The sequence below is a fragment of the Streptosporangium sp. NPDC048047 genome (genome assembly GCF_040653115.1).
Taxonomy (GTDB): Bacteria; Actinomycetota; Actinomycetes; order Streptosporangiales; family Streptosporangiaceae; genus Streptosporangium.
Genome location: NZ_JBEZNH010000002.1, coordinates 348,835 through 374,972, shown reverse-complemented (window position 1 = coordinate 374,972; position 26,138 = coordinate 348,835). Strand labels below are relative to the sequence as shown.

Annotated in this window: 20 protein-coding genes; 14 read left to right on the top strand and 6 right to left on the bottom strand. The window is 73.3% G+C overall.

Annotated features, from left to right (window positions below; translation table 11 throughout):
• Positions 1–347 precede the first annotated feature (347 nt).
• Complete coding sequence (locus AB0D67_RS03425) at positions 348–2,141, bottom strand: gamma-glutamyltransferase family protein (protein ID WP_362929391.1); 1,794 nt, start codon at positions 2,139–2,141, stop codon at positions 348–350.
• Positions 2,138–3,496, bottom strand: a complete 1,359-nt coding sequence (gene iscB, locus AB0D67_RS03420; protein WP_362929389.1) for an RNA-guided endonuclease IscB — start codon at positions 3,494–3,496, stop codon at positions 2,138–2,140. Before iscB ends, AB0D67_RS03425 begins: the two co-directional genes overlap by 4 nt.
• Before the next feature lie 669 nt (positions 3,497–4,165).
• Here iscB and AB0D67_RS03415 point away from each other — a divergent pair.
• The 4 genes from AB0D67_RS03415 (at position 4,166) to AB0D67_RS03400 (ending at position 8,591) form a co-directional block, all read left to right on the top strand.
• The gene (locus AB0D67_RS03415) at positions 4,166–5,413 is read left to right on the top strand and encodes a histidine kinase (RefSeq protein WP_362929387.1); all 1,248 of its coding nucleotides are present in this window, start codon (positions 4,166–4,168) and stop codon (positions 5,411–5,413) included.
• 14 nt (positions 5,414–5,427) lie between these two features.
• Complete coding sequence (locus AB0D67_RS03410) at positions 5,428–6,075, top strand: response regulator transcription factor (RefSeq protein ID WP_362929385.1); 648 nt, start codon at positions 5,428–5,430, stop codon at positions 6,073–6,075.
• A 91-nt stretch (positions 6,076–6,166) separates the two neighbouring features.
• Positions 6,167–6,790 (top strand): Uma2 family endonuclease, encoded by a 624-nt coding sequence (locus tag AB0D67_RS03405; RefSeq protein ID WP_362929383.1) that lies wholly within the window; start codon positions 6,167–6,169, stop codon positions 6,788–6,790.
• 280 nt (positions 6,791–7,070) lie between these two features.
• Positions 7,071–8,591 carry a tetratricopeptide repeat protein gene (locus AB0D67_RS03400; protein WP_362929381.1) on the top strand — a complete coding sequence of 507 codons (1,521 nt, stop codon included), beginning with the start codon at positions 7,071–7,073 and terminating at the stop codon, positions 8,589–8,591.
• Between the two features lie 157 nt (positions 8,592–8,748).
• Here AB0D67_RS03400 and ald read toward each other — a convergent pair whose 3' ends face one another.
• Both ald and AB0D67_RS03390 read right to left on the bottom strand, forming a co-directional pair.
• The gene (gene ald / locus AB0D67_RS03395) at positions 8,749–9,864 is read right to left on the bottom strand and encodes an alanine dehydrogenase (RefSeq protein WP_362929379.1); all 1,116 of its coding nucleotides are present in this window, start codon (positions 9,862–9,864) and stop codon (positions 8,749–8,751) included.
• Between the two features lie 108 nt (positions 9,865–9,972).
• Positions 9,973–11,367, bottom strand: a complete 1,395-nt coding sequence (locus AB0D67_RS03390) for an aspartate aminotransferase family protein (protein ID WP_362929377.1) — start codon at positions 11,365–11,367, stop codon at positions 9,973–9,975.
• Positions 11,368–11,651: 284 nt separating this feature from the next.
• Between AB0D67_RS03390 and AB0D67_RS03385 the strand changes: the two genes are divergently transcribed.
• The 9 genes from AB0D67_RS03385 to AB0D67_RS03345 all read left to right on the top strand — a co-directional run bounded on the left by AB0D67_RS03385 (position 11,652) and on the right by AB0D67_RS03345 (position 23,957).
• Complete coding sequence (locus tag AB0D67_RS03385; RefSeq protein WP_362929375.1) at positions 11,652–12,998, top strand: M20/M25/M40 family metallo-hydrolase; 1,347 nt, start codon at positions 11,652–11,654, stop codon at positions 12,996–12,998.
• 257 nt (positions 12,999–13,255) lie between these two features.
• Positions 13,256–13,978, top strand: coding sequence for an ATP-binding cassette domain-containing protein (locus tag AB0D67_RS03380; protein ID WP_362929373.1), 723 nt, complete (start codon positions 13,256–13,258; stop codon positions 13,976–13,978).
• Positions 13,975–16,260 (top strand): YhgE/Pip domain-containing protein, encoded by a 2,286-nt coding sequence (locus tag AB0D67_RS03375; protein WP_362929371.1) that lies wholly within the window; start codon positions 13,975–13,977, stop codon positions 16,258–16,260. Before AB0D67_RS03380 ends, AB0D67_RS03375 begins: the two co-directional genes overlap by 4 nt.
• Positions 16,257–16,997: a TetR/AcrR family transcriptional regulator gene (locus tag AB0D67_RS03370; protein ID WP_362929369.1), complete on the top strand. Its 741-nt coding sequence runs from the start codon at positions 16,257–16,259 to the stop codon at positions 16,995–16,997. Before AB0D67_RS03375 ends, AB0D67_RS03370 begins: the two co-directional genes overlap by 4 nt.
• Before the next feature lie 335 nt (positions 16,998–17,332).
• Positions 17,333–19,117 (top strand): substrate-binding and VWA domain-containing protein, encoded by a 1,785-nt coding sequence (locus AB0D67_RS03365; RefSeq protein ID WP_362929367.1) that lies wholly within the window; start codon positions 17,333–17,335, stop codon positions 19,115–19,117.
• Positions 19,118–19,333: 216 nt separating this feature from the next.
• Complete coding sequence (locus AB0D67_RS03360; protein ID WP_362929365.1) at positions 19,334–20,509, top strand: MFS transporter; 1,176 nt, start codon at positions 19,334–19,336, stop codon at positions 20,507–20,509.
• An 86-nt stretch (positions 20,510–20,595) separates the two neighbouring features.
• The gene (locus AB0D67_RS03355) at positions 20,596–22,419 is read left to right on the top strand and encodes a substrate-binding and VWA domain-containing protein (RefSeq protein ID WP_362929363.1); all 1,824 of its coding nucleotides are present in this window, start codon (positions 20,596–20,598) and stop codon (positions 22,417–22,419) included.
• Entirely contained in the window at positions 22,419–23,171 is a 753-nt protein-coding gene (locus AB0D67_RS03350; protein WP_362929361.1) for a hypothetical protein, read from the top strand. Before AB0D67_RS03355 ends, AB0D67_RS03350 begins: the two co-directional genes overlap by 1 nt.
• Positions 23,172–23,192: 21 nt before the next feature.
• Positions 23,193–23,957, top strand: a complete 765-nt coding sequence (locus AB0D67_RS03345) for a PspA/IM30 family protein (protein WP_362929359.1) — start codon at positions 23,193–23,195, stop codon at positions 23,955–23,957.
• Between the two features lie 82 nt (positions 23,958–24,039).
• Here the strand turns inward: AB0D67_RS03345 and AB0D67_RS03340 are convergent, their stop codons facing one another.
• Positions 24,040–24,564 (bottom strand): cysteine dioxygenase family protein, encoded by a 525-nt coding sequence (locus tag AB0D67_RS03340; RefSeq protein WP_362929357.1) that lies wholly within the window; start codon positions 24,562–24,564, stop codon positions 24,040–24,042.
• Between the two features lie 74 nt (positions 24,565–24,638).
• Between AB0D67_RS03340 and AB0D67_RS03335 the strand changes: the two genes are divergently transcribed.
• Positions 24,639–25,577 (top strand): LysR family transcriptional regulator, encoded by a 939-nt coding sequence (locus tag AB0D67_RS03335; RefSeq protein WP_362929355.1) that lies wholly within the window; start codon positions 24,639–24,641, stop codon positions 25,575–25,577.
• A gap of 15 nt (positions 25,578–25,592) precedes the next feature.
• Here the strand turns inward: AB0D67_RS03335 and AB0D67_RS03330 are convergent, their stop codons facing one another.
• Positions 25,593–26,051 carry a MarR family winged helix-turn-helix transcriptional regulator gene (locus AB0D67_RS03330; RefSeq protein ID WP_362929353.1) on the bottom strand — a complete coding sequence of 153 codons (459 nt, stop codon included), beginning with the start codon at positions 26,049–26,051 and terminating at the stop codon, positions 25,593–25,595.
• Between the last annotated feature and the right edge of the window lie 87 nt (positions 26,052–26,138).

Here is a 26,138-nt window from a genome sequence, read left to right as displayed (position 1 = left end):
GGTGAGGTGTGATCTGCTGGGTGCTACACGTTCGTGGGGGGGGGGCGCCCCCGGGGGGGGGTCCGGGGGGCGCCGGCGGCGGCGGCCGGGGGGCCGGCGCCGGCCCCGGCCCCCCGCGACTCGGACGAGGCACGCGGACGAAGCAGCGCCGGTGGGGTTCCCCCGGCGCTTTTCCCTGTGCGTGGACGACCGCGTCCCCTCATCGACGGCCGGAGCGTCCCCGCCACGCGGAGCCGCCCCGTCCCGTGTGCCCCGCCCCGTGGGTCCCCGTCGCGGCGGGAACCCACGGGACACACAGGACACAGGACAGGACCCGGACGCCCCGCGTGCCGGGGCGCCGGTGGCCCCTAGCGGCGTTCGCTCAGTACCAGGGCGCTGCCGCCGCCCCGCCGTACGGGTTCGGCGACCGCCTGGAGCCTGCCGCCGGGCAGGAACTCCACGGCCGTGGCCGCGCCGATCTCGGGGGTCGGCGCGAAGCCGTGCCCCTTGGCCGTCAGCTCGGCGCCGTAGCGCTCGATGAACGCGGGCTCGGCCTGGGTCTGGGCGGTGTTGCGCTGGCTGGCGCGCGGCGCGGCCAGCGCCTCGGGCATCGTCATGCCGAGTTCCCAGCGGTTGACGAGGATCTGCAGGACGGTGGTGATGATCGTCGCGCCGCCCGGTGAGCCCACGGCGAGCAGCGGCCTGCCGTCCTTCAGGACGATGGTCGGCGCCATCGACGAGCGCGGGCGCTTGCCGGGCCCGGGGAGGTTGGGGTCGCCGGGCGCGGGACCGAAGGTGAAGTCGGTCAGCTCGTTGTTGAGCAGGAAGCCCCGGCCCGGGACGACGATGCCGTTGCCCCCGGTGGACTCGATGGTGATGTTGTAGGCGACCACGCCGCCCCACCTGTCGGTGATGACCATGTGGGTCGTCTCCGGCCCCTGCGGGGCCTCCTCGGCGGTCTCACCGGCCGGGGCGGCGGGGGCGCACGGCTCGTAGGAGCCGTCGGGGCTGCCCGCGGGAGCGGGGTGGGGCATCGCCCGGTCGCCGATCAGGCAGGCGCGCTCCTTGGCGAAGCCGTCCGACAGCAGCTGCTCCAGCGGCACGCCCGGGACGTCGCCGACGTACTTGTTGCGGTCGGCGAAGGCGAGCCGGGACGCCTCCAGATACTCGTGCAGGCCCACGTCCGGCAGGGCCTCCAGGATGTTGAGCGCCTCGCCCACCGTCGAGCCGCCCGAGGACGGCGGCGCCATGCCGTACACGTCCATGCCCCGGTAGGAGACCTTCGTGGGCGGCCGTTCGAGCGCCCGGTAGGCCGCGAGGTCGGACGTCTCCATCAGGCCGGGCCGTACGTTCCGGGTGGATCCGGGGGTGACCGGGGGCTTCTTCACCGTGGCCACGATCTCCGCGCCGAGCCGCCCGCGGTACAGCCAGTCACCGCCCTCCCTGCCGAGGGTGCGGTAGGTGGCGGCCAGCTCGGGGTTGCGGAAGGTGGAGCCGACCCGCGGCGGCGCGCCGCCCGGGAGGTACAGCCGGGCGGTGGAGGTGAAGTCCGCGAAGCGCGCGGCGTTGGCGGCCACCTGGTCGTGGAAGGTCTGGTCGACGGTGAAGCCCCGGGAGGCGACCTCGGCCGCGGGCTGGAGCGCCTGCCTCAGCGAGATGGTGCCGAAGCGGCGCAGGGCCAGCTCCCACTGCGCCACGCTGCCCGGCACCCCGGCCGACAGCCCGCTGGTGACGGCGTCGTCGAACGGGATGCCCTCCAGGGAGGAGGCGGTCATCGCCTTCGGCGCCGTCTCCCGGCCGTCGATCGTGTGGACCTTCCTGTGCCGGGCGTCGTAGTAGACGATGAACCCGCCCCCGGCCAGGCCCGCCGAGAACGGTTCGGTCACCCCCAGCGTGGCGGCCGCCGCGACCGCCGCGTCCACGGCGTTGCCCCCGCGGCGCAACACGCCCAGCGCGGCCTGGCTGGCGTCCAGGTCGACGGTCGCGACCGCTCCGCCGTATCCCTCGGCGACGGCTTTCTTCTCCACCCGGTGGCCGGACGCCGCCGGATGGCCGGGTGACATCGGGTGACCCGCCGGCGAGGCGAGCGCGGGCTGGGTGAAAAGTACGGATCCTCCGGCCAGGACCACGGCCAGAGGCAGGGCGAGACGGCGATCGATCATCGAATTCCTCCAGCGTGGAAACCCCCGCCTTCAGGTGGGGGAGGAAACGCGGCACGGTGCCGCGCTTCTAGTTGGGTCGTGTAGCCGTAGCCGTCCGCGCGTTGGAGTACGCGCATATGGCGGTGGCCGATGCCCTGCACGGTGCCGTGCCGGGTGGTGATGTTGAAGCTGCCGGTGGAACGGACCGCGACCCGGCCGGTGTGCACTCCGGCCTTCTTGCCTGTCGGGACGTTTGCCCGGACCAGGTCCCCGGTCCGGAAGCCCTGAACGGTTTTGGTACGAGGTAGTCGCAGTCTCGGAAAGCCGTAGCGGTCGGCGCGGGTACGGGCGTAGGTGCCGCGCCCGGTCGCCTTGGCCACCAAGGTCGTCGACGGCCAGCCGGTCACGGTCTGCAGGTGGCCGACGTGCACGGCGTCCAGGGTGTGCGACTTCGGCGCGCCGGTCCGGAAGCGGTTCCACTTGGTGCGCCCGCCCGAGGCCGCCTGGACCGGCAGGCCGGTCGCCTCCAGCGCCCGCCACAGCGCCCACCGGGTGGCGTTGACGGCGGCGGCGTCACGCAACGGCGCCTTCGCCTGCTTGAGGATCTTCGCCAGGAGTGTGGGCTCGCCCCGAAGGAATCCTTCGATCGGAGTGGCGCTCTTGGCCTGGTTGCACGGGACGCACGCCACGGTGAGGTTGCTGATCCGGTCGGAGCCACCTCGGCTGCGGGGGTGAAGGTGATCGATGTTCAACGGCACATCGCTCGCTCCGCAGTACGCGCACACCCTGCCCCACTTGGCCGGCAGGTACTCGCGGACCTCGCACCCGACCAGAGTGCCCCGCTGGTATTGCGCTCCTTCGAGCGGCCGACCGGCCGACATGGCGTGGGTGTCGAAGCAGACCCGTTCCACATGGACGGTACGGACGGGTGCCCAGCGCCTCAGCCGCGTCACCCAGGACATGGTGGTGTCCACGCGGTGCTTCAGGGACGGCGCGAGCCACCCCTTGGGTTTGGTGCGATTGTTGAATCGGGGTGCGCGGTAGCGCAGGTTGCGCGACCGGCGACCCCGGCGCAGTGCGGCCCGCGCACTGAGCTTGTCGCGGATCTGCCCGCCTCGGTGGTCGAGCTGGATCGCATATCTCCCAGTTCGACTTCCGTCGCGGTCAGTGAACACGGCGATGCCGGTGTGCTCGGAGCCGGGGTCGATGCCGACCGCGACGCCCTGGACGGTGGAATCGGCGGCCACGCGGTCACGCAACCGGATGACGAACGGGGTGTGCCGCACCACCACCGCCCGCCCGGACGCCAGTAGGCGACGAGCGCGGGCGGGGTGGCACGGGTCGAGCGGGTGGCCGTGGGCGTCGAGGACGAACACGGCCGGGTGAACCTCACGGTTCGCTCCCTCAGGCGCCGAAGCGCCCTCGGGGTGACGCCGAAACAGACCGGTGCTGTCCGCTTCGATCTCCCCTCGCCCATGTTCCACGCCGGTGCCCGGCGAGGCCGGGAGTCCGTAAGCCGTTTCGTCCCCACCCTCGGGGTTGTCTGCTCTCACGGATTCCAGAGCGGCAGGCTGAGGAAGCACCTGCCGGTGGGTCTGCTCACCCACGTGAAACGTAGTCAATCGAATGCACCTCCTTCAGGTGATCGACTCGGGCTGGTCAACGCGGGGCTTCAAAGCGCATCACTGCACCTCAAGCCCCCTCCTTCAGGAGGGGGTCGTTGACCTTTGGCCTCCCACAGTCAGCTCGCCCCAGCCTTTCGCGGTTCGCTCGTTCTGTCAGCCCTTCGCATGACCTTGGTCGAATTCCCGTCCGCGGCCGGTCGAATCCGGGCGGCCTTCGTCAGTTCCCCGTCCGCCGACGACCCGCTTCCCGGAAACCGCCGACCGGCTTCCCTGGAAACCACCGCCGACCGGCCTCCCGGAAACCACCGGCCGGCTTCCCGGAAACCGCCGCCGACCGGCCTCCGGCTACAGCGGACGGCGTAGCCGGCCCTGCCGCGCCGGGGGGACGAACCGGGCGGCGGGCGGGCGTAAAGTTCGGGCGTGCGCGCCGGAACCCGATGGATAGACCCGCTGCTCCCCCTGCTCGTGGCGGCCGTGCAGGTCGTGACGACCCAGGGCGCGCAGTGGAACCAGCCCGACCGCCTCCCGGTCGACCTCCTCGGCAACGCGCTGCTGGTCGCCGGGCCGCTGGCCCTGGCCGTACGGCGCCGCCACCCGGCCGTCACGCTGGCCGTCAACATCGCCGCCACCTGGGTCTTCATCCTCCGCGGCCACGCCTACGGGCCCATCTTCTTCAGCCCGGGCATCGCCCTGTACAGCGCCGTCACCCTGGGCCACCGGCGCGCCGCCTGGATCTCCTCGGCCGTGACCTACGTGTTCTTCGTCGTCTACACCACCTGGCTGGCCCCGGTCCCCAGCCCCGGGCTGTGGCACATCCTGGCCATCGCCGCCGCCATGGGAACGGTCCTCGCGACGGGCGAGTTCGTCCGCGCCCGCCGCGAGCGGCTCACCGAGCAGCGGCGGGTGGCGCGGGAGGAGGCCCGGCGGCAGGCCAGCGAGGAGCGGCTGACCATGGCCCAGGAGCTGCACGACGTCCTCGCGCACAACATCTCCCTCATCCACGTGCAGGCGTCCACCGCGCTGCACCTCATCGACGACCACCCCGAGCAGGCCCGCACCGCGCTCACCACGATCAAGCACGCCTCCAAGGACGTGCTGACCGAGATGCGCTCGGTCCTCGGCGTGCTGCGCGACGGCGCCCCCCGCTCCCCCACCGCCGGGCTGGACCGGCTGGAGGAGCTGGCCGGGCGCAGCGGGCTGCCGGTCGCCACCGAGGTCACCGGCGCCGTCAGGGACCTGCCGCCGGGCGTCGACCGGGCCGGCTACCGCATCGTCCAGGAGGCCCTCACCAACGTCACCCGGCACGCCCCCGGCGCCTCCGTCGCCGTCCGGCTGGAGTACGGCCCGCGCGAGCTGGTGGTGCGGGTGACCGACACCGGCCGAGACGCCCCCGCGGGCGGGCCGGGCAGCGGCCTGGGCGGCGGCAACGGCATCCCCGGCATGCGGGAGCGGGCCGCGGCCCTCGGCGGCACGCTGACCGCCGGGCCGTACGGGCGAGGCTTCCGCGTCGAGGCGCGGCTGCCGATCCCCGAGGGGAGCGCACGCTCCCCCGAAGAGGACGCACGGCCTCCCGGGGAGGGCTCGCGGCAGGCACCGCAGGACGGCGCGGGACAGGACGGTCCACGGCCTCCCGGGGAAGGCGCGCGACCCGCCGGAGAGGCCCCATGATCCCAGGAGACCGCATGATAAAGATCGTCATCGCCGACGACCAGGCACTGGTCCGGGCCGGGTTCCGCGCCCTGCTCGACGCCCAGCCCGGGATGACCGTGGTGGCCGAGGCCGCCGACGGGGAGCAGGCCCTGAGGCTGGCCGCCGAACACGGGCCCGACGTGGTGCTGATGGACATCCGCATGCCGGGCATGGACGGCCTGACCGCCACCCGCCGGATGCCCCCCGGCCCGAAGATCATCATCCTGACGACCTTCGAGCTGGACGAGTACGTCTTCGAGGCCCTGCGGGGCGGCGCCAGCGGCTTCCTGGTCAAGGACACCGAACCGGACGAGCTGATCCAGGCGGTCCGCGTCGTGGCCGCCGGGGACGCGCTGCTCTCCCCCGGCGTGACCCGCCGCCTGATCGCCGAGTACGCCAGCCGCGCCAAGCAGCCCCACCCGGCCCGCGAGCTCGCCCTGCTCACCGACCGTGAGCGCGAGGTGCTCGGCCTCGTCGGCACCGGCATGACCAACGACGAGATCGCCGCCAAGCTGTTCATGAGCCCCGCCACGGCCAAGACCCACGTCAGCCGGGCCATGGTCAAACTGCACGCCCGCGACCGCGCCCAGCTCGTCGTCATCGCCTACGAGACCGGCCTGGTCCGCCCCGGCTGGACCTGACCCTCTCTTTGCGAACCCTCTACCCCGCGAGGCGGTGCCTGGAATACTCATCGTGTTCACAAGGACGCGGAGGGGAATCATGATGGTCGTCATGACAACGCATCGGAAGCCCGCCGATCTGAGGCCGACCCCCGAGACCGTGTCCCACCCCCTGCCCGGTACGGCGCGTGAGCTGTTCGACGCGCTCCCGCGGCTTCCCGGGCTCCGCACCGAGGTCATCGACGGGAGGCTGATAGTGAGCCCGGTGGGCACCCCCGAACACGCCAGGGTCGCGATGCGCCTGTACGGCGCGCTGCTTCCGCTCATCGAGGAGAGGGGCTGGGACGGCTTCAGCGGCAATGTCGACGTCTGCATCGACGGCCCGCGCGACCCCGTCGAGCCGGACTTCGTGCTCGCACCGGCCGACTGCCCCCGATGGGGCGAGCGGGAGCTGCTCTCCTCCGGGCTGCTCATGGTGGCCGAGGTGGTGTCGCCCGGCAGCGCCGTCGACGACCGCGACCGCAAGCCGGGGCTCTATGCCGCCGGGCTGGTCCCGGTCATGCTCCTGGTCGACCCGGTCGCCTCACCCGCGACGGTGACCGTCTTCAGCGAGCCGAAGGGCGGCGAGTACCGCACCGTCACGCGTGTCGACATGGGTGACCTCCTCCGTCTCCCCGCCCCGCTCGACGTCACGCTGGACACCTCCGCCCTCGCCGGGACCACCGGTTCCGGCTGAGCGGTCCGGCCGCCTCGCCGGTCACGCTCCGTGTCGATCCCGCTCTCCGTCCGTCACCGGAACGACCGACGGATACGGTGCGCACCGGCGCGGCGGCGTAACGGCCGCCCCCGCGAAGGGCGGTCATTTTTCGGCCCGTCCGGGAAAAATTTCAATTACACTCCGTGCTCGCCCGGTCACGTGGCAATCTGTCGGATGTCCTGACGAGGAGGGTGACATGGGGTGGTGGCCCGATGGTCCGGAGACGGTTTCGACCCGGGCGACCCCCCGGAGTACGGCGGTGCCGCCTCCCCGTGGCGGCCGCCACGGCTCCGGTCCCGACCCGGGCCCCGGCCCGGCTCCCGGGCCGGGTCTCGATCCGCACCTCGGCCCGGATCCCGACCCGGGTCTCGGCCCGGACGAGGAGGCGGAGCTGCTGTCGGCCGCGTACGGCGGCGACACGCGGGCCGCGCACCTGCTGGGCCGGCACTTCGCCCGGCGCGGCGACCGGGCGGCGGCCCGCCGCTGGTGGGAGCGGGCCGCCGCCGGGGGAAACATGGACAGCGCCTACAACCTGGGCCTGTGGCACGAGACGCACGGCGGTTCCGACGACGCCGTGCGGTGGTACGAGCTGGCGGCGGACGCCGGTGACGCCGAGGCGGCGGCCGGCCTGGCGAGGCTCCTGCTGGAGCAGCGCGGCGACGTGCCCGGCGCGCGGCGCTGGTTCGAGGCGGCGGCGCGGGGCGGATGCCGGGCGGCGGCGCGGCGACTGGCGCTGATCTGCGAGGACGCCGGTGAGACGAGGGCCGCCGGGGAGTGGCATCGCAGGGCGGCGGTGGCGGGCGACCTGGCCTCGGCCCACGACCTGGGGTTCATCGCCTACACCCGCGGCGAGGACGACGAGACGCTGCGCTGGTGGGAGCTGGCGGCCCGGGGCGGTCACGCCGACGCCGCCTACCACCTGGGGCTGTTCCTGCGGGCCGACCGCGACCCCGAGGGGGCCGAGGCGTTCTACCGGCTCGCGGCCAAGAGCGAGCATCCCGGCGCCGCGTCCCAGCTCGGCGGGATCGCGCTGTCCCGCGGTGACCTGCGCACCGCCCGCGCCTGGTTCGAGCGGGCCGCCCGCGCCGGGCGGATCGACGACCAGCGGATGGCGGGGTTCGTGTGCGTGGAGCTGGGCGATCCGCGGACGGCCGGCCACTGGCTGGGCCGGGCCGCGGCCGGGGGCGACCCGGAGGCGGCCTTCACCTTCGGCCTGCTGCTGATCGCCGAACGCGGCGACGTGCGGGGCGGGCGGCGCTGGTTCCGGGAGGCGGCCCGGGCCGGGCACCGCGGGGCCGCCGCCGAGCTGGCCTCGCCGACCGTGGAGGCGGGACGCCACGGGGAGGCCGGGGCATCTCCGACGCCGACGGGACGCCACGAGGCGGGCGGGGGGCGCACGGCGGATGACGCCGGGACGGGCCGGCGACGGCCGGCGGTCGTGCTCCCGCCGTTCTGGGACCGTTCGGCCTCGCCGGAGCTGGTGGCCCGCGCCGAGCTGACGGCCGCCGCCGTGGCGCGGCAGGGCGGCACCCCGCTGAAGGTGGCGGACCTGACCGAGATCCTGGGCACCTGGGATCTGGTGACCCGGCCGCCGCGCGACCGCGCCGGCGCGCTGGCGTGGCTGGCCGGGCGGAGCGACCTCCCGCGGGACGCGCTCGCACACCTGGCCTCGGTGCGGGACACGCTGCTGCGCCCGGGTGGCGCCCCGTGGCCGACCCCCTCCGAGGTCGAGCGGGTCCTGGCGGTCGCCCGCGACCTGCGCTCGTCCTGGCCGCTCTGACGCCGCCCCGCACGGCCGGTCCCGCACAGGCCGTACCGGGTCCGCCTCGCACAGGCCGTACGGATCCCGCCTCGTACGGCCGGACGGCCGGCCGTGCACAGCCGTACGGCCCGCCCCGCGCGGCAGGAGCGCGGGAAGCGGGCCGTACGGGGTCGGGTCAGGCGGCGAGGACCTCGGAGACCGGCGTGTACGGCAGGTCGAGGGCGAGTGCCACCTGGTCGTTGGTGAGCCGTCCGTCGTGGGTGTTGAGGCCCGGGGCGAGGGCGGGGTCCTGCTGCAGGGCCGACTTCCAGCCCAGGCCGGCCAGCTTGACCGCGTACGGCAAGGTCGCGTTGGTCAGCGCGTAGGTGGAGGTGTTGGCCACCGAGCCCGGCATGTTGGCCACGCAGTAGAAGACCGAGTCGTGCACCTTGTAGGTCGGCTCGGCGTGCGTGGTCGGCCGGGAGTCCTCGAAGCAGCCGCCCTGGTCGATGGCGATGTCGACGAGCACGGAGCCCGGCTTCATCCGGGAGACCAGGTCGTTGGAGACGAGGGTGGGGGCCTTGGCGCCGGGGATCAGCACCGCGCCGATGACCAGGTCGGCCGCGAGGACCTCCCGCTCGATGGCGTAGGAGTTCGAGACGAGGGTCTTCAGGCGGCCCTGGTAGACGGCGTCGATGTGGCGCAGGCGGTCGATGTTGAGGTCGAGGACCGTGACGTCCGCGCCCATGCCGACCGCGATCTGCGCCGCGTTGAGTCCGGAGACGCCGCCGCCGATGACGACGACCTTCGCCGGGGCCACGCCGGGCACGCCGCCGGGCAGGATGCCGCGGCCGCCGTTGAAGCGCATGAGGTTGTAGGCGCCCACCTGCGGGGCGAGGCGGCCGGCGACCTCCGACATCGGGGCGAGCAGCGGCAGGGTGTCGCCGACCTGCACGGTCTCGTACGCGATGCCGGTGACCTTCCGCTCCAGCAGGGCGTCGGCGCACTCGCGGCCGGCGGCGAGGTGCAGGTAGGTGAAGAGCACCTGACCCTCGCGCATGCGGTGGTACTCCTCCGAGATCGGCTCCTTGACCTTGAGGATCATCTCGGCCTCGGCCCAGACCTCGTCGGCGGTGTCGAGGATCTTGGCGCCGGCGAAGAGGTAGTCCTCGTCGGGCAGGTGCGAGCCGAGGCCGGCGTCGCGCTGGACGTACACCTCGTGGCCGTGGCGGACGAGTTCGTGCACGCCCGCCGGGGTGGCGGCGACGCGGTATTCGTGGTTCTTGACCTCGGCGGGCACGCCGATCTTCATCGCGGTTCCTTTCGGTGCCGACGGGACGCCGGAGAAGCGGGGGGGGGTGAAGGGGCAGGGTAGCGCCGCGCACCGGTACGGGGACGCGCGGCGCGCGGCGCCGTACGGCTAGAGCAGGCTCCACGCCTCCGTCAGCACGGAGCGCAGAATCGACTCGATCTCGTCGAACTCCTTGGGACCGCAGATGAGCGGCGGGGCGAGCTGGATGACCGGGTCGCCGCGGTCGTCGGCGCGGCAGTACAGCCCGGCGTCGAACAGGGCCTTGGACAGGAAGCCGCGGAGCAGGCGCTCGGACTCGTCGGCGTCGAAGGTCTGCTTGGTGGTCCTGTCCTTGACGAGCTCGATGCCCCAGAAGTATCCGGAGCCGCGGACGTCTCCGACGATGGGCAGGTCGAGCAGGCGCTCCAGGGTGGCACGGAAGACCGGCTCGTTGCGGGTGACGTGGCCCAGGAGGTCCTCGCGCTCGAACAGGTCGAGGTTGGCCAGGGCGACGGCGGAGGAGACGGGGTGTCCGCCGAAGGTGTAGCCGTGGGCGAACATCTCGGTGCCGCCCTTGAACGGCTCGAACAGCCGCTCGGAGGCGATCATGGCGCCGATCGGGGAGTAACCGCTGGTCATGCCCTTGGCGCAGGTGATGATGTCGGGGACGTAGTCGAACTTCTGCCCGCCGAACATGGTGCCGAGGCGGCCGAAGGCGCAGATGACCTCGTCGGAGACCAGCAGGACGTCGTACTCGTCGCAGATCTCGCGCAGGCGCTTGAAGTATCCGGGGGGCGGCGGGAAGCAGCCGCCGGCGTTCTGCACCGGTTCGACGAAGACGGCGGCCACGGTGTCGGGGCCCTCCATCTCGATGGCGCGGGCCACGCGCTCGGCGGCCCAGTAGCCGTACTGCTCGGGGGTCATGCCGGGCACGCCGGTGATCTCGTCGGCGCGGTAGTGGTTGGTGTTCGGCACCCGCACCGAGCCGGGGACGAGCGGCTCGAACATCTGCTTGAAGGCCGGGATGCCGGTGATCGACAGGGCGCCCTGCGGGGTACCGTGGTAGGCGATCTGGCGGCTGATGACCTTGTGCTTGAGGGGGCGTCCGGTGAGCTTGAAGTACTGCTTGGCGAGCTTCCAGGCGGTCTCGACGGCCTCGCCGCCGCCGGTGGTGAAGAAGACCCGGTTGAGGTCGCCGGGGGCCTGCTCGGCCAGGCGCTGGGCGAGCTCGGCGGCCTTGGGGTGGGCGTAGGACCACAGGGGGAAGAACGCCAGCTCCTGGGCCTGCTTGGCGGCGGCCTCGGCCAGCTCGCTGCGGCCGTGGCCGGCCTGGACGACGAACAGCCCGGCGAGCCCGTCGAGGTAGCGCTTGCCGTGGACGTCGTAGATGTACGAGCCCTCACCGCGGACGATCATCGGCACCTCGGAGTCCTGGTAGGCGCCGTGCCGGGTGAAGTGCATCCAGAGGTTGTCCTGGGCGGCCCGCATGATCGAGGCCACGTCGGTGTTTTCGGGGTGCGTCATTGCCATCTTCCCTCGCTGAGCTGGGCTGCCAACCAGTGTGCCCGGAAAATACGGACATTGACAAGTGAAAACGTGGCTTCGATGTGAAACAGCGCCGAAATCCGTGGCTGCGATACGCTATGGCAACGAAATCCGCGCACTCATATCGGGGCGGAACGGGCAGCGCACACCCCTCGGGCCGCAGGTCGGAAGTGGGATGTGCTGGAATCGGACGTTGGAGCGGCCCGCCTCACCGGCCGCTCGGCAACGGAAAAGATCAGATATCGAGATGCGGGGTAAAGTTCGTGACTCCTGACGAGATCGAGGGCGCCGTCGCCGCCGGCATGCCTCAGGCGGTCGAAGACCTCAAGCGGCTCGTCGCCATCCCCTCGGTGGCCTTCCCCGGCCACCCGGAGGAGCCGGTGCACGCGGCCGCCGCCGCCACCGAGGAGCTGCTGCGCAGCACGGGGCTGCCGCACGTCCGCCAGATCCCGGTGGACGGCAGCTTCCCCGCCGTCTACGCCGAGGCCCCGGCGCCTCCCGGCGCGCCGACCGTCCTGCTCTACGCCCACTACGACGTCCAGCCCGCCGGGGACCCGGTGCTGTGGCGCACCCCGGCCTTCGAGCCGACGGAGATCGACGGCGCCCTCCACGGCCGCGGCGCCGCCGACGACAAGTCGGGCGTCATCTCCCACGTGGCCGCCCTCCGCGTCTTCCAGGGCCGCTTCCCGGTGGGCGTCAAGGTCATCATCGAGGGCCAGGAGGAGTACGCCGGGGAGCGCCTGGAGGCGTTCGTCGAGCGCAACCCCGAGCTGCTCCGCGCCGACGCGATCGTGGTGGCCGACACCGGCAACCCGCACGTCGACGACCCGGCGGTGACGACCTCCCTGCGCGGGATGGGCGCCTTCACCGTCGAGGTGCGCACCCTGGAGGAGGCGCTGCACAGCGGCACGTTCGGCGGAGCCGCCCCGGACGCCCTTGCCGCGCTGCTCCGCATGCTGGCCTCGCTGCACGACGACAACGGCGACGTCCGCGTCCCCGGCCTGCCGCACGGCGTCTTCCTGGGGGAGGGCCCCTCGGAGGAGGACTTCCGCAAGGGCGCGGGCGTGCTCGACGGCGTCTCACTGGTCGGCTCGGGCTCGCTGGCCGACCGGCTGTGGGCCTCCTACGCCATCACGGTCACCGGCCTCGACGTGCCGACCGTCGCCGGGGCCATCAACGCGGTCCAGCCGGTCGCGCGCGCCCGGGTGACCGTACGGGTCCCCCCTGCCGCCGACCCGAGGACGGCCGTCGAGTCCGTGGTCGACTTCCTCAACCAGGTCGCCCCCTGGGGCGTCAAGGTGAGCTTCAGCGACTACGTCGCCGGCTCCGGATTCCTCGCCGACTCCGGCGGCACGGCCCGCACCGCGCTGAACGAGGCGATGGAGCGCGCCTACGGCCGCCCTCCGCGCGACGTCGGCACGGGCGGCTCGATCCCGCTGGTCTCCACACTGGCCAGGCAGTTCCCGGCCGCGTCGATCCTGCTGTTCGGCGCCGAGGATGACGACGCCTCGATCCACGCGCCCAACGAGCGTGTGGACCTCGGCGAGCTCCGCCGCAACATCCTGGCCGAGGCGCTCTTCCTGCAGCGGTACGGCGCCGCGACGGCCTGAGGCCCGCCACCCGGCCCCTTCCGACCCCCCGGCCCCCGACCCCCGGCCTCCCGGCCCCCGGCGGGAAGGCCGGGAGGCCGGGGAGCCGGAACGGGCCCGCCGGAGGCCGGAGACCCGAAGCCGGTCCGCCGAGGGCCGGTCCGCGGAGGGCCGGTCCGCGGAGGGCCGGCCGCCGAGAGCCCTGCCCGCCCTCGGGCAGGGCTCTTTTCACGTGATAGTTTTTATACTGACTGGTCAGTTTAAAGAACGGAGGGTGCGTGGTGTTCCGAGGAGCCGAGGTGCGCGCGACGGGTCTGTCGCTGAGAGGCGACCACGGCTGGGCCTACCGCGGCGCCACCCTCCACGCCGAGCCGGGCGGCGTCACGGCGGTCACCGGCCAGGCCGGCACCGGGCGGACGAGCCTGCTCCTCACCCTGGCCGGGCGGATGAGGCCCACCGAGGGCACGCTCTCGGTCGCCGGGCACACCACGCCGAAGACGATCCGGCGGATCGCCGCGCTCGGCCTGGTGGACGGGGTGAACGACCTGGAGAAGGCGCTGTCGGTCGCCGAGCACCTGCACGAGCGGTCCCCCGGTCTCCTCCGGCGCGGCCGGCAGGAGGCGCGCGCCGCGCGTGCCCTGGAGCTGGCCGGCCTGGACCTTCCGCCCGATGACCGGACCCTGGTCCGCGACCTGGGGCGGGAGCAGCGGATCCGCCTGGGCGTCGCCCTCGCGCTGCTCGACGAGCCGGGGCTGCTGGTCGCCGACGACATCGACGTCGGCGTCACCGCGGACCGGAGGGAGGCGATCTGGGGGACGCTGTCGGACCTGGCCGCCCTGGGGCTGACCGTCGTCGCCTCCTGCGTCGAGGACGCCCCGGTGCCGTCGGTGCGCCTGCCCTCCGAAACCGCGGCCCCGGAGGCCCCGGGAGCCGTACCGGGCGGGGACGGCGAGGACGACGGACACGCGGCACGCGAGGAACACGAAGGAGAGAACCGATGAGGGCGCTGGGACCGGGACGGCTGGAGCTGCGGCGGTTCACCCGCTCACGGCTGACCCGCTCGGCGCTGGCCGGCGTGGTGATGCTGCCGCTGCTGTACGCGGGGCTGTACCTGTGGTCGTTCTGGGACCCGCAGGGCCACCTGGAGAACATCCCGGTCGCCCTCGTCATGGAGGACCGGCCCGCCGAAGCCGGCGGCAGGACGATCGACGCGGGCCGCGACCTGGCCGACGAGCTGCGCGACCGGAAGGTCTTCGACTGGCACCGGGTCGACGCCCGCGAGGCCGCCGACGGCGTCAACGACGGGAGCTTCTACCTGTCGCTGACCATCCCCGCCGACTTCAGCGCCCACCTCGCCTCGCCGTCCGAGAAGGACGGCACACCCACCCCCGCCGAGCTGGGCGTGCGGGTGGACACCGGCCGCAGCTACATCATGGGCACCATCTCCGACGCGGTGTTCGCCGAGGTCAGGGAGGCGGCGAGCCGTACCGCGCTCAAGGACTACTGGAACGACGTCTTCGTCTCCTTCGGGGAGCTGCACGACGCCACCGCCAAGGCCGCGAACGGCGCGGACGAGCTCCACGACGGCGCGGCGAAGGCCGGCGAGGGCGCGTCCTCCCTGAACGACGGCCTCGGCCAGGCCCGGAACGGCACCCACCAGCTTGCCGTGGGCCTGGGCAGCGCCGACACCGCGACCGGGAAGCTGGCGGCCGGCGCGGACGAACTGGCCGGAGGTCTGGGCGAGGCGGAGAGCGGCTCACGCAAGCTGGGTGCGGGGCTGACCAAGCTCACGAGCGGCGCCGAGCAGGTCGCGAAGGGCAACGCGAAGGTCTACGGGCAGGTCCACGGACAGGTGACGAAGCTCAACGCCGTGGCCGATGAGGTCATCCCGGCTCTGGAGGAGAACGGCACACGTCTCGCGGCGCTCGCCGAGGCCGTGCGACGCGGCGCGGACGACGTCGCCGACGGTGCGGGGGCGCTGCCCGGCGCGGTCAGGCAGAACGCGGACCAGGCCGGCCGGCAGGCGCAGGAACTGCGGAACCTGCTGGACGACGACCCCGACGCCGACCCGCGGCTGCGGGCCGTCGCCGACCGGCTCACCCAGTCCACCCAGGAGGTCGCGAGCGGCCTGGACGGCGCGGGCGGCGGTGACGCCGGAAACGCCGCGGCCCGGCTGCGGCAGAGCGCCCAGCGGATCTCCGAGATCGCGGACCGTACGGCGAAGCTCGCCCCGACCGCCGGTGAACGACTCGGCCAGATCAGAGACAAGATCAACGAGCTGGACACGGGGCTGGGCAAGCTGGCGGACGGCTCGGCCAAGGTGTCCGAAGGGCTCGGTGACGCGTCGGCGGCGAACGGCAAGCTCACCGCCGGGCTGGCGAAGCTCGGTGACGGCGCCGGACAGCTGTCCGGCGGACTGGCCCGGCTCAACGGCGGCATCGTCAAGCTGAGCGACGGCGCGGCCCGGGTCGACAGCGGCGTCGGCCGCCTGCACCGGGGCGCCGGGGAGCTCAGCACCGGCCTCGGCAAGCTCACCGACGGCTCCGCGGAGCTGAGCGACAAGCTCGGCGACGGGGCCGGGGAGATCCCCGACTACGGCAAGGGCGAGCGCGCCGACCGCAGCGACATGATGAGCGAGCCGGTCAGGGTGGCCAAGCAGGTCCTCAACGAGGTTCCCAACTACGGCACCGGCTTCGCGCCGTTCTTCGTCCCGCTCGCCCTGTGGGTGGGCGCTATGGTCAGCTACATGGTGCTGCGGCCGCTCAACCCCCGTCTCCTCGCCGGCACGGCCGCCGCGTGGCGGATCGCGGTGGGCGGCTGGCTGCCGGGCCTGGTGCTGGGCGCGGCCCAGGTGGGCGTGCTGCTGGCGGTGCTGCGCTTCGGGCTCGGCATGGAGGCCGCGCACTGGGCCGGGGTGGCCGGGATCCTGCTGCTCACCGCGGCGGCGTTCCTCGCGGTCGTGCAGGCGGTCAACGCGCTGCTCGGCCCGCCGGGCCGGGTCGTGGTGCTGGCCCTGCTGATGCTGCAGCTCACCTCCTCGGCCGGCACGTACCCGATCGAGACCTCGCCGGGCTTCTTCCAGACGATCTCGCCGTGGCTGCCGATGAGCTGGGTGGTCAGCGCGCTGCGCCGGCTGATCAGCGGCGGCGACCTCACCGTGGTCTGGCAGGCCTGCGGCGTACTCGGCCTGACCGTCGCGCTGGGCCTCGCGCTGACGGTTCGCGCGGTGCACAGGAGCCGCACCTGGTCGCTGCGCCGCCTCCACCCGGAGCTGGCGCTGTGACCGCCGGCGCGGCCTCGCCGAGGGCGGCGGCGAAGACAGCGGCGAAGACGGGAGGGCGGCGGGCCGAGACCCGGCTGAAGCTGTTCACCGCGGCCGTGGAGGTGATCGCCGAGCAGGGCTACACCGCCGCCACGGTGGAGGCGATCGCCGAGCGCGCCGGGGTGGCCAAGGGCACCGTGTTCTACAACTTCGGCAGCAAGGAGGCGCTGTTCGCGGCGATGCTCGACCACGGTATCGAGCGCCTGGCCGGCGCGCTGTCCGAAGCGGCCTCGCCCGTCCCGGCGGCTTCAGCGGCTTCGGTGGCCTCTGCGGCCTCTGCGGGCGGACCGGGCGGAGCCGCACCGGGCGGGCCGGGCCCCGCCGTACCGGGTGGCGCCGTGCCGGGTGGCGCCACGGCACTGGAGGCCCTGGACGCGGTGGTCATGGCGCAGCTCCGGTTCTTCGAGGAGTACGGCGCGTTCGCCCGGGTGCTGCTCGCCGAGATGTGGCGCACCGCCTGGCAGGACGCGGTGGCCAGGCTGCGCGACCAGGTGCTGGGCGTCTACGCCGACGTGCTGCGCCGGGCGGTGGCCGAGGGCCTGGTCCGGGAGGGCCTGGACGTCGAGACCGCGGCGACCGCCGTGTTCGGCATGGTGGTGACCGTGTCCATCGAGCGCCGGGCGCTGCACCCGGACCGCCCGCTGGAGGAGCTGCACGCCACGCTCGCCGACCTGCTGCACCGGAGGGTCACCGGCTGACCGGCCCCGCACCGGATCGGGCCGGGAGCGGCCCGGCTCCGGAGCCGGGAGTGGCCCGGATTCGGAGCCGGGAGCGGCCCGGATTCGGAGCGGGAAGCCGGAGAGTGGGAAAGCCGGGGAGCAGGAAAGCCGGGGAGCAGGGAGGCCGGGAGCGGATCGGATTCGGAGCGGAGAGGCCGGGAGGCGGAGAAGCCGGGGGCGATCAGAAGGACCCGGAAGAATCGGAAGGCCGGAAAGCAGGTTCCGGAATGCCCGAAAGTTCGGAATAACCAGGGGAACCGGCGTCCCCCGGCGTTTCCCTTGTCCCGGCGGACCGGCCTTCCTACGATCACCCCGTGGCCTACACCCCCGCACGTCCCCGCCGGAGGATCCTGCCCTACCTCCTGGCCGTGGTGCTCGCCGTCGGGCTGATCGCCGGACTGCGCTGGTACACCGGCCGGGGATCGGGCGTCGCCGAGCCGAGCGCCTGCCGGGGCGAGGCGACGCGGATCCGCCTGGCGTCCTCCCAGGACAAGATCTGGCTGCTGCGCGAGGCCGCCAAGGCGTACAACGGCCGGGCCGTCGCCGGCCGGTGCGCCGAGGTGGTGGTCGACGAGGCCAACTCCGGCACCGCGATGCGGGCGCTCGCCCGGGGCTGGAAGGACACCGACGGCCCGCGGCCCGACGTGTGGTCGCCCGCCGCCTCGGCGTGGGTGACGCTGCTGCGCCAGCAGGCCGGAGGCTCCGACGGCACCGTTCCGGTCGCCGACGCGAAACCCGTCCCGATCGTGACCGCCCCGCTGGTCTTCGCGATGCCCAGGCCGATGGCCGAGGCGCTGGGCTGGCCGGGCAAGGCCGTCGGCTGGTCGGACCTGGCCGCTCTGGCCGGTGACCCGCGGGGCTGGGCGAAGTACGGGCACCCGGAGTGGGGCCGGTTCAAGCTCGGCAAGACCAACCCGAACTACTCCAGCAGCGGTCTCAACGCCACCATCGGCGCCTACTTCGCCGCCACCGGCACGACGTCCGACCTGACCGCCGCGGACGTCGCCGACGCGAAGACCCGCGCCTTCGTCAAGGGCGTCGAGCAGTCGATCGTCCACTACGGCGACATCTCCATGACCTTCCTCGGCAACCTGCTCCGCGCCGACGACCGCGGCGAGGCGATGTCCTACATCTCCGCGATCACCATCGAGGAGAACTCGGTCACCGACTACAACCGGGGCAACCCGTCGGGCAACCCGGCCACGCTGGGCCGGCACGCCCCGCCGCGCACCCCGCTGGTGGCCGTGAACCCCAAGGAGGGCACGCTCTACTCCGACCACCCCTACGTGCCGCTGACCTGGATGGACCCGGCGAAGAAGGCGGTCGCCGACGACTTCCTGGCCTACCTGCACAGCGCGCCGGTGCAGGCGAAGTTCACCGAGTACGGCTACCGCGGCTTCGACGGCAGACCGGGGCCCCGGGCCACCCGGGAGAACGGCGTCGTCCCCGACGCGAAGATCACCGCGCTCAGCCCGCCCACCCCGTCCGTCATGGACAAGGTCCTGCGGAGCTGGTCGGAGCTGCGCAAGCGGGCCAACGTGCTGATCGTGGTGGACAGGTCCGGTTCGATGGAGGAGGAGGCCACCGGCACCGGGCAGAGCCGCCTGGAGCTGGCCAAGAAGGCGGTGGCCGGCGCGCTGCCGCAGTTCCGCGGGGACGACCGCGTCGGACTGTGGGCCTTCTCCACCGGGCGGGACGGCGGCCTCGACTACCGGGAGCTGGTCGGCGTCGAACCGGTGTCGAAGACCGGCTCCGCGCTGCGCGACCGGATCGGCGAGCTGACCGCCCAGGGCGGAACCGGCCTTTACGACACCGTCCTCGCGGCCGTCGACCGGATGCGCCGCGCCAGGGACGAGGAGGCGATCAACGCGGTGGTCTTCCTCACCGACGGCAAGAACGAGAAGAACGGCGGCAGCGACCTGGACCACCTGCTCTCGCGGCTCAACCCGGAGGTGCGCCTGTTCACCATCGGCTACGGCGAGGGCGCGGACCAGGACGTGCTGCGGCGGATCGCCGAGGCCACCGACGGCGCCGCCTACGACTCCTCCCGGCCCGACACCATCGACCAGGTCTTCACCAGCGTGATCTCCAACTTCTGAGCGGGCGCCGGTACCCGGCGCCCGCCCCGGTGACGGTGCGGTCCGAAAGACGACGCGGCCCGGAACCCCCCGGCGCCCGCTCCGGCGACGGTGCGATCCGAGACCTGCCGGCGCCCTCCCCTGCGACGGTGTGGTCCGAAACCTGCCGGTGCTCACCGCCTCGTCGCTGCTTGGCTGGATGCCCGCAGTCCGCACGCTCTCGCCTGGACGGGAACCATGCCAACGACCACGCTCACCCGGCCCCGCCCGGCCCTCATCGACTGGCTCGCGATCATCTCGCTCACACTGGGGATCTTCGCCATCGTCACCAGCGAGATCCTGCCCATCGGCCTGCTGACCGACATCGGCGCCGACTTCGGTGTCTCCGACGGCATCATGGGGCTCACCATGACGCTGCCCGGTGTCGTCGCCGCGGTCGCCGCGCCCGTCGTCACGCTGACCACCGCCCGTCTGGACCGCCGCGTCATGCTGTGCGTCCTCATGGCGGTGCTCGCCGTCGCCGACGTCCTGGCGGCCGGGGCCGCCTCCTACTGGGTCATGCTGGTCTCCAGGGTGCTCGTCGGCCTCACCATCGGCGGTTTCTGGTCGATCGGGGCGGGGCTGGCCGGCCGCCTGGTGGCACCGCCGTCCGTCGGCACCGCCACCGCCGTGATCTTCTCCGCCGTGCCGCTGGGCTCCGTGCTCGGTGTTCCGGCCGGAACCCTCCTCGGCCAGCTCGCCGGCTGGCGGGTCTCGTTCCTCGCCCTGGCCGCGCTGGCCGTCCTCGTCCTGGCCGCCCTGCTGGCGCTGCTGCCGCCGCTGCCCGGTGACCGGACCACCGGCCTCCGTGTCCTGATCGGCCTGCTGCGCACCCGGGGCGCCGCCGCCGCCCTGCTGGCCACCTTCCTCGTCGTCCTGGCCCACTTCGGCACCTACACCTACGTCACGCCCTTCCTCCAGGACGTCACCGGTCTGCGTCCCGCGGCCGTCAGCGCCGTCCTGCTGGCGTACGGCGCGGCCGGGATCGCCGGCAACTTCCTGGCGGGCAGGGCCGTCGCCACACATCCCCGGGGTGCCTTCGCGGCCTGCGGCTTGCTGATCGCGGCCGTCACCCTGCTGCTGCCCTGGGTGGGCACCACGGCCGCCGGCGCCACGGTGGCACTGGTGCTCTGGGGCCTGGCCTACGGCGGCGTGCCCGTCTGCTCGCAGGCGTCGTTCGCCGGCGCCGCCCCACACGCGCCCGAAGCCGCCATGGTCGTCTTCACCTCCTCGTTCCAGGCGACCTTCGCCCTCGGCGCGTTCCTCGGCGGCCGTCTCGTCGACGCCTTCCCGATCTCCACCGTGATGATCTGCGGCGGGCTGACCGCCCTTATCATGACCGTGTCCCTGCGATCGCTCGCCGGGCCCCGCTGAATCCTCCGGGCGCCGATCGCCACGGAGGCGAACTTCGGCGGGGGCTCATTCGTCGGACATATACCGACACCCCCCGGGAGGCAGGGTTGTACCAGCAGCCGCCGCGACGCCGCAGGAACTTCGCCCCGTTCGTCATCGCGGTCATCCTCGCCGGAGCGATGATCGTCGGGCTGCGGTTGTACGTCGAGAGCAGGGGGCCGGATCGCGCGGCCGGTGACTCCGGGCGCGGCGCCGGGCGGTGCGACGGCGAGAAGACCACGCTGGCCGTGGCCGCGTCCCCGGAGAAGGCCGGGCTGCTGCGGGAGATGGCGGACCGCTACAGCGGCCGGGAGGTCGGCGGGCGCTGCGCCGAGGTGGTCGTCCGGAACGTGGCCAGCGGCGGCGCGATGCTGGCCCTGGCCCGCGGCTGGGACGAGCGCGCCGACGGCCCCCGTCCCGACGTCTGGTCCCCGGCGAGCAGCGGCTGGATCACCCTGCTGCAGCAGCGCGCGGCGGCGGCCGACACCGGCTCGCTGGTCGCCGCGGAGAACCCGTCGATCATCAAGACGCCGCTGGTCGTCGCGATGCCCAAGCCGATGGCCGAGGCGCTGGGCTGGCCGGGCAGGAAGCTCGGCTGGTCCGACCTGCTGGAGCTGTCCACCGGCTCCTGGGCCGGCCACGGCCACCCGGAGTGGGGGGCCTTCCGCCTGGGCAAGACCAACCCCAACTTCTCCACCAGCGGCCTGAACGCCACCATCGGCGCCTACTTCGCCGCCACCGGCCTGTCCGGCGACCTGACGGAGAAGAACGTCGCCGACGCGAAGACCAGGGACTTCGTCCGGGGGGTGGAGCGCTCGATCGTCCACTACGGCGACACCACGCTGACGTTCCTGTCGAACCTGCAGCGGGCCGACGACGCGGGGGCGGGGCTCGGCTACATCTCCGCGGTGGCCGTGGAGGAGAAGTCGGTCTGGGACTACAACCAGGGCAACCCGACCGGCGACCCCGCGACGCTGGGTAAACACGCCAAGCCCCGGGTGCCGCTCGTCGCGATCTACCCCAAGGAGGGCACGCTCTACTCCGACAACCCCTACGCCGTGCTGACCGCGCCGTGGGTGGACGACGCCAGGCGCGCGGTCGCGGCCGACTTCCTGGCCTACCTGCGAGCGGCGAAGCAGCAGGACCACTTCGCCGAGTTCGCCTTCCGGTCCCACGACGGGAAGGCCGGAAAGCTGATCACCGAGGCGAACGGGCTGCTGCCGTCCGAGCCGAGGAAGACGCTCGACCCGCCCGCCCCGAACGTGCTGGACAAGGTGCTCGCCGGCTGGGCGGACCTGCGCAAGCCCGCGAACGTGCTCATGGTGATGGACGTCTCGGGTTCGATGGGGGCCTCCGTGCCGGGCACCGGGAAGAGCAAGCTGGATCTGGCCAAGCAGGCGGCCTCCAACGCGCTGTCGCAGTTCGGCCCGCACGACACGGTGGGCCTGTGGATGTTCTCCACCCAGCGGGACGGCCCCAAGGACTACCTGCAGCTGGTCCCGATGGGCACCACGGGCGCGGGCCGGATCAAGGACCTGCGGGCCAGGATCGACGGCCTGACGCCCGACGGCGGGACCGGCCTCTACGACACCGTTCTCGCCGCGTACCGGCACGTGCTCGGCCGGCACGAGGACGGCGCGATCAACGCGGTGGTCTTCCTGACCGACGGCAAGAACGAGGACACCAACAGTCCCTCCCTGGAGAACCTGCTGCCCGACCTGCGCGCCGAGCCCGGCAGGGAGTCCGTGCGGATGTTCACGATCGCCTACGGCCAGGACGCCGACCTGAGCGTGCTCCGGCGGATCTCCGAGGCGACCGACGCGGCCGCCTACGATTCCCGTGAACCCGGGGGTATCGACCAGGTGTTCACCGCGGTGATATCCAACTTCTGATGTCCCGCATCGGTGAGGAACTCCGTGATCCCTGGGGGCTGCTGCTCGGCGCGACCGCCGGCGGAGCCGCCTGGGCCGTCAGCGTGCACCCGGCCGGCGCCGCCTTCGTCGGCGTCACCGTCTGGCTGGTGAAGGCGGGCGTCGCCGTCGCCCAGGGGCGCGGCGCGCGTCCTGCGGCGCGGGTCGTCACCGCGGACAGCCTGGAGGCCCGCTGGCTGGATCGGGCCGCCGCGGCGGCCCGCGACTTCGGCGAGCTGAGCGCCTCGCTGGAAGACGGCCCCCTCGCCGGGCGGATCGCGCTGATGCGGCCCCAGATCGACGACGCCCTGGCCACGCTGGAGCGTCTGGCCGAGCAGGCGTCCCGTACCGGCACGGCGCTCGGGCGCTTCGACACCGCCCGGCTCTCCCGCGAGCACGAGCGCCTGACCCGGGAGCTGAGAACGGCGAAGAAGGGTGTGATCGACGACATCGGCCGCGCCCTCACCTCGCTGGCCGCCCAGCGGGACGTGATCGCCCGGCTCACCGAGACCAGGGACCAGGTGCTCGCCCGGATGGAGTCGAGCGCCATCGGCATCGAAGGTCTCGTCGCCCGCGTGGTGGAGCTGTCGGCGATGACGACGGCGGGCGCCCTGGAGCCGGCCCGGGTCCTCGACGAGCTGGCCGACAGCCTCGAAGGGGTCCGGCAGGGCCTGCACGAGACCGAGCGGATCACCCGTGACGCGCTGGACCCCCACGACGCGCCGGACCGATGAGGATCGACAAGAGGAGCCCCAATGTTCAAGGTCGTCCGCCGGGCGTGGCGCTACCTGGCCTTCGCCCTCTCCGGCAGGCTGGACGAGCTGTCCGATCCGCGGATCCAGATCGAGCAGGCCATCCAGGAGGCCAAGGAGCAGCACCAGCGGCTCTCCCAGCAGGCCGCGGCGGTCATCGGCAACGAGCATGAGCTTCAGCTGAAGCTCACGCGCTCGCTGGAGGAGGCCGAGAAGCTCCAGGCCAACGCCCGGCAGGCGGTGCTGCTGGCCGAGCAGGCCAGGGCCGCGGGCGACGAGCGCAAGGCCCTCTCCTACGAGGACTCCGCCCGTGCCTTCGCCTCCCGGCTGGTCGCGGCGGAGACCGCCCTGCAGGACGCCCGGCTCATGCACGAGCGCGCCGCGCAGTCCTCGGCCCAGGCGCGGGCGGCGGTCGAGACCAACGCCATGGCCCTGCAGAAGAAGATCGCCGAGCGGATGCGCCTGCTGTCGCAGCTCGACCAGGCCGCGATGCAGGAGCAGCTCAACAAGGCCATGGGAGACCTGTCCGGCCTCGCCCCGGCCGGGGAGACCCCCACCATGGACCAGGTCCGCGACAAGATCGAGAAGCGCTACGCCCGCGCGCTCGGCGAGGCCGAGCTGACGTCGAACTCCGTCGAGGCCAGGATGATCGAGGTCGAGCGCGCCACCATCGACGTGGAGGGCGCGGCCCGGCTGGAGGCCATCAAGGAGAGCCTGGCCCTGGAGCGGAAGCCCGCCCAGGACGACCGCCCCGGTTCCACTCCCTGACCCGCGCCGTACGGCCGTGCGTTCCTGACGGGCCCGTCCGGGCCGCGGCCGATGCGGTGCCGTGCGGGCGGGGGCGGCGGGGTCAGCGGATCGGCAGGTCGTAGACGCGGCGGACGCTGCTCGGGGTGCCGCCGAGGTCGGCGCCGTAGATGTGGAGCGAGACGGCGGTGCCGTCCCCGATGTTGCGGACCCGGTGGATGTCGCCGGGCGGCGCGAAGCCGCTGACCTCGCCGGTCCGGTTCGCCGTACGGCCGATCTCGGTGAGGTGGTCGCCGTCGAGGCGGTAGAGCGTCTCGTACTCCACGCCCTGCAGCACGCCGAACACGCACCAGGCGACGTGGTCGTGGATCACGGTCTCCTGGCCGGGCCGCCAGACGACGGCGGCGACCGAGAAGTCCGCCTCGGTGTGCAGGACGTGGGTGACGTAGCGGTCCGGGTCTCCGACCCGCTCCTCCTCGGTGAGGATCCCGGGCGCCGGCAGCCGTCCGCGGAGCAGGTCCGCGACGGCGAACGCCGTCTCGCGCGGGCTCATGGCCTTCGTGACCAGCTCACGGGTCCCCTCGACGAGTTCCGCGAGGCCGGGCCGGGTGATGAGTGTGGTCTCCATGCCTCCAGCCTGCGCGACGGGAACACATACGTCCAATGCCATGTTTCCCGCTGATTCATAGATATCGTTGATACATGCTGGATCTCGTACGGCTCCGCGTGCTCGCCGCGGTGGCCAGGCACGGCTCGGTCACCGCCGCCGCGCGTGAGCTGCACTACTCCCAGCCCTCGGTCAGCCACCACCTGGCCCGGCTGGAGGCGGAGACGGGCGCCAAACTCGTCCAGCGGGTCGGCCGGGGCATCCGGCTCACCGAGGCCGGCCGGCTGCTGGCCGAGCGGGCCGCCGAGATCGCCGGCCGCGTCGACTCGGCGGCGGCCGAACTGTCGGCGCACGTGGGACTGCGGGCGGGCCGGGTCAAGCTGGCGGCCTTCCCCTCGGCGCTCAGCACGTTCGTGCCCGAGGCCGTCTCCCTGCTGGCCCGGCGGCATCCCGGCCTGGAGCTGCGCCTCACCGAGACCGAGCCGCCGGAGGCGCTGCGCATGCTGCGCGAGGGTCACGTGGACGCGGCGGTGGTCTTCCGCTACGACACCGCCCCCGAGGAGGACGGCGTCCGGCTGCTGCACCTGCTGGACGATCCCAGCTACCTGGTCGCCCCGGCCGCCTCCGAGGCCCCGTCCGGGATGGGTGTTCCCCCGCCCGCCGATGGCCTGACCGCCGATGATCCGGCCGCCGGTGACCTGACCGCCGGCGGTCTGGCCGCGCACCGCGGCGACCGGTGGATCGGCGGCTGCGAGCGCTGCCGCGTCCATCTGGTGGACCTGTGCGGCCGGGCGGGCTTCGAGCCGGAGATCGCCTTCACCACCGACGACATCGTGGCCGTCCAGGCGCTGGTCGTCGCCGGGATGGGGGTGACGGTGCTGCCCGGCCTCGCCCTGCGGGCGCACCGCCACCCCGCCGTCGAGGTGACCGAGCTGCCCGGCTCGACCCGTCGCGTCTACGCCGCCACGTACGGCGAACCGCCCCTCCCCCCGGCCACCGCCGCGCTGCTGGAGACGCTCGCCGCATCGGTCTGACGCGCTCCCGGGCCTTCAGCCGCGCCTGCCGCCGTGATGGTCGGCGAGGCGGGTGAGCAGGTCGACCAGGTTCCGCCGGTCGTCCGCGGGCAGCGGCGCGAGGAATTCGTCCTGGGCGGCGGCGAGCAGCCGGTCGAGGTGGGTGAGCTGCCTCCGGCCCGCCGCGGTGATGGTGACGACGTTGCGCCGGCGGTCTTCCGGGTCCGGTGCGCGCTCCAGGAGCCGCCGCTCGGCGAGGTCGTTGACGGTCGCCACCATGTCGCTGCGGTCGATGCCGATGCGGCGGCCGAGGGCCGCCTGGCTGGCGGGGCCGTACTCCTCCAGCGCGGCGAGCAGGGAGTAGTGGTAGCGCCGGAGGCCGGCCTGGGCGAGCGCCTGGTCCACGATCCGGTTGGCGGCCAGTGCCGCCTGGTTGGTCAGCCTGCTCGGCAGTGCGCGCAGCCGCCGCGGCGGCGTTCCCTCGGGGGTGTCCACGGAAGCAATGTAGCAAGTCGTTGGCCGCACCCATGATCACACGCGTCACCGTCCGGACACGGGGCACGGGGCACGGGACACGCGGCT

Coding starts and splice junctions, on each gene's coding strand:
- AB0D67_RS03390 (WP_362929377.1), bottom strand. CDS start 11,367: ATGACGCACCCCGAAAACACCGACGTGGCCTCGATCATGCGGGCCGCC.
- AB0D67_RS03360 (WP_362929365.1), top strand. CDS start 19,334: ATGCCAACGACCACGCTCACCCGGCCCCGCCCGGCCCTCATCGACTGG.
- AB0D67_RS03340 (WP_362929357.1), bottom strand. CDS start 24,564: ATGGAGACCACACTCATCACCCGGCCCGGCCTCGCGGAACTCGTCGAG.
- AB0D67_RS03335 (WP_362929355.1), top strand. CDS start 24,639: ATGCTGGATCTCGTACGGCTCCGCGTGCTCGCCGCGGTGGCCAGGCAC.
- AB0D67_RS03375 (WP_362929371.1), top strand. CDS start 13,975: ATGAGGGCGCTGGGACCGGGACGGCTGGAGCTGCGGCGGTTCACCCGC.
- ald (WP_362929379.1), bottom strand. CDS start 9,864: ATGAAGATCGGCGTGCCCGCCGAGGTCAAGAACCACGAATACCGCGTC.
- AB0D67_RS03350 (WP_362929361.1), top strand. CDS start 22,419: ATGTCCCGCATCGGTGAGGAACTCCGTGATCCCTGGGGGCTGCTGCTC.
- AB0D67_RS03405 (WP_362929383.1), top strand. CDS start 6,167: ATGACAACGCATCGGAAGCCCGCCGATCTGAGGCCGACCCCCGAGACC.
- AB0D67_RS03410 (WP_362929385.1), top strand. CDS start 5,428: ATGATAAAGATCGTCATCGCCGACGACCAGGCACTGGTCCGGGCCGGG.
- AB0D67_RS03425 (WP_362929391.1), bottom strand. CDS start 2,141: ATGATCGATCGCCGTCTCGCCCTGCCTCTGGCCGTGGTCCTGGCCGGA.
- AB0D67_RS03345 (WP_362929359.1), top strand. CDS start 23,193: ATGTTCAAGGTCGTCCGCCGGGCGTGGCGCTACCTGGCCTTCGCCCTC.